Here is a 7,373-nt window from a genome sequence, read left to right as displayed (position 1 = left end):
AAAAGCACGCAAAGCTGAGCAGCAGGCCAGCAAGGCGGAAACGGACGATTCCATCGAGCCTGAAGGCCAAGCGGACGACCCGAAAAAAGCCGCTGTCGCAGCCGCCATAGCTCGAGCAAAAGCGCGTAAAGCAGAGAAAGAACAACAAAAACAATTTGAGGAGAAAGAGTAGTGGCCTTCTTTATTGCCAGCTCACCACACGCGCATAGCCGCAGAAGCACTCCCGATCTGATGAAATGGGTAGCGCTATGCGCGCTACCTGGTTTATTCGCTCAAACCTACTTCTTTGGTTGGGGCACCATTATTCAGCTATTACTTGCCATCGCAATTGCTTTAGGTTTAGAAGCTCTGGTGATGGTCCTACGTAAGCGCCACCCAATGTCAGCATTGCGTGACAATAGCGCTCTTGTTACAGCTTGGCTGCTAGCCGTTGCTATCCCCCCACTTTCTCCATGGTGGATCGTCGCGATAGGCCTAATATTCGCCATTCTGATCGCCAAACATTTGTACGGTGGCATTGGGCAGAACCTATTCAACCCTGCGATGGTCGCTTATGTTGTGCTGCTGATTTCGTTTCCTGTACAAATGACCAGTTGGATTTCTCCCAACGAACTGCAAGCCACCAGCATTTCCATGGGTGACGCATTTTCGCTGATTTTCACTGGTTTTAATTTAGACGGCTTGTCGCTGCAGCAAATTCGTACTGGTATTGACGGCGTAACGATGGCTACGCCACTGGACGCCTTTAAAACGGCATTACATACTGGTAGTACAGCCTCAGAGGCATTGCGACAACCACAGTTTGGTGCACTTGCAGGTATTGGCTGGGAGTGGGTAAATCTCGCGTATCTAGTCGGAGGCCTGCTGCTTATCAAAATGCGCGTAATCAGTTGGCATATCCCAGTGAGCTTTTTGCTTGGTTTAACCGTAACCAGCGGGCTATTTATGCTGATTGCGCCGGGCACTACAGCCTCTCCAATCATTCACCTTTTGTCTGGTGCAACCATGCTAGGTGCATTTTTCATTGCGACGGATCCCGTCTCTGCGTCCACCACAGTCAAAGGTAGATTGGTATTCGGTGCGTTTATTGGCGCTATGGTGTTCATTATTCGCAGTTGGGGAGGCTTCCCTGACGGTGTTGCTTTCGCCGTGTTACTCGGCAATATGTGTGTACCTTTAATTGATTATTACACCAAACCAAGAACTTATGGACACTAAGGAACAGCATGTTAAACGCAATTCGTAAAAATGGTGCCATACTTGCTGTGTTTGCTTGTGCTTCAACAGGCTTGGTGGCATTGACGCATTACCTAACGAAAGACCAAATCCACGAACAAGAGCAAGCTCAACTTCTATCGGTGCTAAATCAGGTGATACCGCATGATTTACACGACAACGATTTGTATCAGGCGTGTACGCTCGTCTCCGACCCATTACTCGGCAGCGACACCGCGATGCCTGTCTATATGGCATCAATTAATGGCGAGCCTTCTGCTCTCGCCATTGAAGCAATCGCACCAGATGGTTATAACGGCGCAATCAAACTTATTGTTGGTATTCGCCAAGATGGAACGGTATTAGGTTCTCGAATTCTCAGCCATCAAGAGACTCCTGGTTTAGGAGACAAGATTGACCTTCGTGTTACTGACTGGATTTTAGGCTTCAACGGTAAGACGTTAACTGACGACAATCAGTCAACGTGGAAAGTACGCAAAGACGGCGGTCAATTTGATCAATTTACTGGCGCAACGATCACACCGAGAGCCGTGGTAAAAGCGGTTAAGAACACCGTGCAGTTCGTCAATAGCCATAGAACAACGATTCTCAGTCAACCACTAAACTGTGGAGGCAATCATGAGTGAACATAAAACCCTGATTAAAAACGGTCTATGGGACAATAACCCTGCCCTAGTTCAATTACTCGGGTTATGTCCCCTGCTGGCGGTTTCGTCTACCATCACGAACGCACTCGGCTTGGGCATCGCAACCCTGTTGGTTCTGGTCGGCTCGAACGTTACCGTCTCTTTGGTGCGAGACTACGTGCCAAAAGAGGTCCGAATCCCGGTATTTGTCATGATCATTGCGGCACTTGTAACCTGCGTGCAATTACTGATGAACGCCTATGCGTATGGTTTATACCTCTCTCTAGGTATCTTTATCCCACTTATCGTAACCAACTGTATCATCATAGGTCGCGCTGAGGCATTCGCCTCGAAAAACGATCTATTGCCATCCGCTCAGGATGGCTTTTGGATGGGGATGGGGATGACAAGTGTCCTTGTGGTACTTGGCGCAATGCGTGAGCTCATTGGTAACGGTACCCTGTTTGATGGGGCGGACCTACTGCTTGGCGATTGGGCTACCGCTTTGCGTATCGAAGTATTCCAGTTCGATAATAGCTTCCTGCTTGCACTCTTGCCGCCAGGGGCATTTATCGGAGTCGGATTGCTGATCGCGCTAAAAAACATCATTGATAATAAAGTCGCGCAGCGTCAACCAAAACAAGAAAAGCCCGCAATAGAGCGAGCTCGAGTGACAAACTCATAATTACACTACACTGGAAAGCAGCCTCAACATGAATAAAGACAAACGCCGACAGATATTAGAGCGGTTGAGAGCAGATAACCCAAACCCGCAAACCGAGCTTAACTGGAGTACACCATTTGAGCTGCTCATTGCGGTACTGCTCTCTGCTCAAGCCACAGACGTAAGCGTCAACAAAGCAACAGATAAACTCTACCCTGTCGCCAATACCCCACAAGGCCTCTTAGACTTGGGGGGCGACGGCGTAAAGCAGTACATCAAAACCATTGGTCTGTTTAACTCCAAAGCGGAAAATGTCATCAAGACTTGCCAGATACTGTTAGATAAACACGCAGGCGAAGTTCCGGAAGATAGAGCCGCCCTAGAAGCATTACCGGGGGTGGGTAGGAAAACCGCCAACGTGGTACTCAATACCGCATTTGGCTGGCCAACTATCGCCGTTGATACACATATCTATCGCGTTTCTAATCGAACCAAGTTTGCGATGGGTAAAAACGTCGATCAGGTTGAAGAAAAGCTGTTAAAAGTGGTGCCAAAAGAGTTTAAGCTCGATGTGCACCACTGGTTGATACTGCATGGTCGCTATACGTGTGTGGCAAGGAAACCACGTTGTGGTAGCTGTATCATCGAAGATTTATGTGAGTTCAAAGAAAAAGTCTACCCAGAAAACTAGGAGAGCAATCGAATGTCAAACGGACGTATTTTACACACCATGCTACGTGTTGGAGATCTCGATAAATCCATTAAGTTCTATACCGAGGTCATGGGTATGAGCTTATTAAGAACCAACGAGAACAAGCAATACGAATATACCTTAGCTTTCTTAGGTTACGGCGACGAGTCCCAAGGCGCTGTCATCGAGCTAACTTACAACTGGGGAACCAGTGAATATGACTTAGGCACTGCTTTTGGTCACATTGCTATCGGCGTTGACGATATTTATACAACTTGTGATGCCATTAAAGCGGCAGGCGGTAACGTGACTCGTGAACCCGGCCCAGTTAAGGGTGGTTCGACGCATATTGCTTTCGTTAAAGACCCAGATGGCTACATGATCGAGTTAATTCAAAACAAACAAGCTTCTGCAGGGTTAGAAGGATAAGCTCCTAACATAGGCTATTTTATAAGACAGTCGTCGACTGTCTTATTTTTTACCCTTTACTTGATAATAGTTATCATTTAATCTCCATCTATTCACTATGAGGAGATCGATAACATGGGCATTGCAGAGTGGGAGAAGCATACATTGCTTGCTGATATAGCAATGAATGATGAGGATCACTTACGAAGCATCCTTCATTACCAACAAGCGCTAACAATCAGTGAACGCATTGGTGACAGCGAAGAGATCGAAGTCGAAGATCGTCTTATGATTTCTGTCATCTCTTGCCACAATATGGCGATGTTTTGGCGCAGCATTGGTGATGTGCCGTATGAGTTGAAATACTTGCAGCTTGCCTCTGAAAAAGTGCTAACCCTCGTACCTCAGTGTCCAAATACCGATTGTGACGCGTTTATCGACTCCATGGGCTGCTGTAAAAAAGCGCTGATAGAGTTTATGAAGCGTCATCCAAATCCCAAAATCGCTCAGTTAGTACAAGACATTGATACGGCGACCAACTGTAATTTAATCGCTAAGTTCCGCCTAAACTAAACAAAAGCCAGCAATCGCTGGCTTTTTTGCTATCACAAGCTCTACTCTAAACCTGTGTTCGTCCGAGTGAAATCACTACCCTACGGTTTCGGTCTTTTCCGATTGGTGACGCGTTGTCATCGATTGGACGACGTTTACCATAGCCTTGAACTCGAATCCTATCTTCTGGCAAACCGAGTGACTTAAAGTATTCTTGCAACACTTCCGCTCTGCGCTCAGATAAATTCTGGCTGGCACTCTTAGTGTCTTCTGCATCCGTGTAAGTTGAAACTAGAACCAAATCAATATCTTGATTGTGACGAATGTACTCCGCAATTTGCGCAAGGCGTTTTTGCGATTGTTTGTTCAACTCCACACTCGTACGATCGTAATGCAAGATGGTAAAAGCAATATCTTCAAAACTATACGGCAAAAGGTTCGCTATACAATCACTGAACACATTGTACGACGATTGGAACAGTACAGAAGACAGTGCGACCTCGACTCTTTCGTCACGACTTTGCCACTCTTGATAACTAAACGTAGGGTAGCGTCCTTTCTCTAATTCGCTAAGAATGCCCCACGCGGTTTGTCCACCAACATAACCATCAAACTGTTGAAAGAAACGAATGTTAGTAATTCGGTTTGCCCCTTCCCCTGGTCGCCAAACTGGTGGCATGGAAATCAACGACACATCACGGGTTTTACCCATAGGACGTTTCATCTTAAGTTCGAAATCGAGGTTAATTTTCTTGCTGGCATGAGATGAAAACACCGCATCGCCGTAGTTTGGGATAGGGTGAACCATGCGACACTCTAATGGAGTATTGGTGATCATTTGCCACTGAGACTGTTGGGGCGTGGCAACATAGCGAACATCCATCGCAAAGCTCTGGCTTGCAAAGGAGGCTAATGTCATCGTCAGTCCTGTAGCGAACAGTTTTTTCATAGTGTGTCGATTCTCTTTAACAGCATAGTTAGAGGCGGAATATTGCCGCACTCTCAGTAGACGAACTGAATAATGCAAGAAGCTCGCCAATGTAACGATTTACGTACCAATCTCTCGAGCAGAGAAACCTATCAATAACCGGAGAGGATTAATTCTAGAATGCGGTTTTTCTTGGTGAAAGAATCTGCAATAATGCTGCCCTTGTCACATAATTTTAAGCCAACATGACTGTAGAAAACGAAGCATTGACGCTGAAAAAACGATTTCGCGGCTATTTTCCTGTCGTTATTGACGTGGAAACTGCTGGATTCAACGCCCAGACTGACGCCTTACTAGAAATCTGTGCCGTAACCCTAAAAATGGATGAAAATGGCGACCTGCAGCCTGCCTCGACAATACACTTTCATGTTGAGCCTTTTGAAGGGGCAAATATTGAAAAAGAGGCGCTCGACTTTATTGGTCTGCGTGATCCTTTTAGCCCACTTCGCGGCGCGATTCCTGAATCGGAAGCCTTAAAAGAAATATACAAGCTTGTACGCAAAGAGCAAAAAGCGGCCGATTGCAGCCGCGCTATTATTGTTGCTCACAATGCACAATTCGATCATAGCTTCGTTATGCAAGCGAGTGAGAGAAGCAAGCTTAAACGCGTCCCTTTCCACCCCTTTGCCACCTTTGATACTGCAACGCTTAGCGGCTTGGCCTATGGTCAAACCGTGTTGGCCAAAGCATGTAAAGCTGCCGGGATGGATTTTGACAACAAAGAAGCCCACTCTGCCCTCTATGACACACAAAAAACGGCAGAGCTGTTCTGTGGCATTGTCAACAAATGGAAAGCCCTAGGTGGTTGGCCGTTAGTTGAGCCTGATGCCAACAATAATAATGAATAAGTAAACACAACAAACGAGAAAACTATGAATCCTGTTGTAATTTCCGTATGTATCATGCTGCTGCTAGCCTTGATGCGCGTGAATGTCGTGGTCGCCCTGACATTCAGTGCCATTGTCGGTGGTTTAGTCTCTGGTATGAGCCTAAACGATGCGGTTTCCGCATTTGAAAGCGGACTTGGTGGTGGTGCAACTATCGCTCTAAGTTACGCAATGCTTGGCACCTTTGCTGTCGCAATTTCTAAGTCAGGCATTACTGACTTGCTGGCAAATAGCGTCATTAAGCGTATCCATGGCCAAGAAAATGGTGCGGCCTCCACGGGTTTGAAGTATGCAGTGCTAATCGCATTAGTACTGGTCACTATGTCTTCACAGAACGTTATCCCGGTACATATCGCCTTCATCCCAATTTTGATTCCACCTCTATTAGGCGTATTCGCAAAACTTAAACTCGATCGCCGTATGATCGCGTGTGTTTTGACCTTTGGTCTGGTAACGCCTTATATGGTCTTACCAATCGGCTTTGGTGGTATCTTCTTAAACAATATCTTGCTGAAAAACCTTCACGATAACGGTTTAGAAAATGTCGTCGCGAGCCAAGTTCCTGTCGCGATGCTACTTCCAGCGGCTGGAATGATTTTTGGTTTACTGACGGCTATCTTTTTCAGCTATCGCAAACCTCGTGAATACCAAGATAACGAGCTAACTCATGTCGAAGAGAACACTCAAGGCATTAACAAGAAAAATATCTTGGTCGCCGCTGCCGGTATTGTGGCCGCTCTGTCTGTACAGCTTTCAACAGGTTCGATGATCATCGGTGGTCTCGCTGGTTTCATGGTGTTCACCTTTGGCGGCGTTATTGCTTGGAAAGAAACCCACGATGTGTTCACCAAGGGTGTGCATATGATGGCGATGATTGGTTTTATCATGATCGCAGCGGCTGGATTTGCGGCAGTAATGAAGCAAACCGGCGGTGTAGAATCATTAGTTGAAGCACTTTCTACTAGCATTGGCGATAACAAGCCGATGGCGGCACTGCTAATGTTAGTGGTTGGTCTATTGGTGACGATGGGCATTGGCTCTTCATTCTCAACCATCCCAATTTTGGCCACAATTTATGTACCATTGGCGGCTGCATTTGGCTTCTCTCCAATGGCAACCATCGCCTTGGTTGGTACCGCAGCGGCATTGGGTGATGCGGGCTCACCGGCCTCAGATTCTACCTTAGGCCCAACATCGGGCTTGAATGCCGATGGTCAACATGAACATATTTGGGAAACTGTGGTTCCAACCTTTATTCACTACAACATCCCGTTGATTGTGTTTGGTTGGATTGCCTCCATGGTGCTCTAACTGCCTTTCA

The 7,373-nt window shown here is 46.6% G+C and carries 9 protein-coding genes; 8 read left to right on the top strand and 1 reads right to left on the bottom strand.

Annotated features, from left to right (window positions below):
* Positions 1–171: 171 nt before the first annotated feature.
* From rsxD to RH45_RS06655, 6 genes are all read left to right on the top strand, one after another.
* The gene (rsxD, locus tag RH45_RS06680; protein ID WP_008075239.1) at positions 172–1,218 is read left to right on the top strand and encodes an electron transport complex subunit RsxD; all 1,047 of its coding nucleotides are present in this window, start codon (positions 172–174) and stop codon (positions 1,216–1,218) included.
* An 8-nt stretch (positions 1,219–1,226) separates the two neighbouring features.
* A complete protein-coding gene (rsxG, locus tag RH45_RS06675; protein WP_008075238.1) occupies positions 1,227–1,862 on the top strand; it encodes an electron transport complex subunit RsxG in 636 nt (211 codons plus the stop codon).
* A complete protein-coding gene (locus RH45_RS06670; protein ID WP_008075237.1) occupies positions 1,855–2,547 on the top strand; it encodes an electron transport complex subunit E in 693 nt (230 codons plus the stop codon). Before rsxG ends, RH45_RS06670 begins: the two co-directional genes overlap by 8 nt.
* Before the next feature lie 28 nt (positions 2,548–2,575).
* On the top strand, positions 2,576–3,217 hold the full coding sequence (gene nth / locus RH45_RS06665) for an endonuclease III (protein ID WP_008075235.1): 642 nt from the start codon (positions 2,576–2,578) through the stop codon (positions 3,215–3,217).
* A gap of 12 nt (positions 3,218–3,229) precedes the next feature.
* Positions 3,230–3,646 (top strand): lactoylglutathione lyase, encoded by a 417-nt coding sequence (gloA, locus tag RH45_RS06660; RefSeq protein ID WP_008075234.1) that lies wholly within the window; start codon positions 3,230–3,232, stop codon positions 3,644–3,646.
* 114 nt (positions 3,647–3,760) lie between these two features.
* Positions 3,761–4,198 (top strand): DUF2753 domain-containing protein, encoded by a 438-nt coding sequence (locus RH45_RS06655; RefSeq protein ID WP_008075233.1) that lies wholly within the window; start codon positions 3,761–3,763, stop codon positions 4,196–4,198.
* A 46-nt stretch (positions 4,199–4,244) separates the two neighbouring features.
* On the opposite strand, the gene motY is transcribed toward RH45_RS06655, so the two are convergent.
* Positions 4,245–5,126, bottom strand: coding sequence for a flagellar protein MotY (gene motY, locus RH45_RS06650; protein ID WP_008075232.1), 882 nt, complete (start codon positions 5,124–5,126; stop codon positions 4,245–4,247).
* Positions 5,127–5,350: 224 nt separating this feature from the next.
* Between motY and rnt the strand changes: the two genes are divergently transcribed.
* The gene (gene rnt / locus RH45_RS06645) at positions 5,351–6,013 is read left to right on the top strand and encodes a ribonuclease T (protein WP_008075231.1); all 663 of its coding nucleotides are present in this window, start codon (positions 5,351–5,353) and stop codon (positions 6,011–6,013) included.
* A gap of 24 nt (positions 6,014–6,037) precedes the next feature.
* Positions 6,038–7,363 carry a Na+/H+ antiporter family protein gene (locus RH45_RS06640; protein ID WP_008075230.1) on the top strand — a complete coding sequence of 442 codons (1,326 nt, stop codon included), beginning with the start codon at positions 6,038–6,040 and terminating at the stop codon, positions 7,361–7,363.
* Positions 7,364–7,373: the final 10 nt, after the last annotated feature.

Source organism: Vibrio sinaloensis DSM 21326, from assembly GCF_000189275.1.
Lineage (GTDB): Bacteria > Pseudomonadota > Gammaproteobacteria > Enterobacterales > Vibrionaceae > Vibrio > Vibrio sinaloensis.
This window is presented reverse-complemented; position numbering and strand designations above follow the sequence as displayed.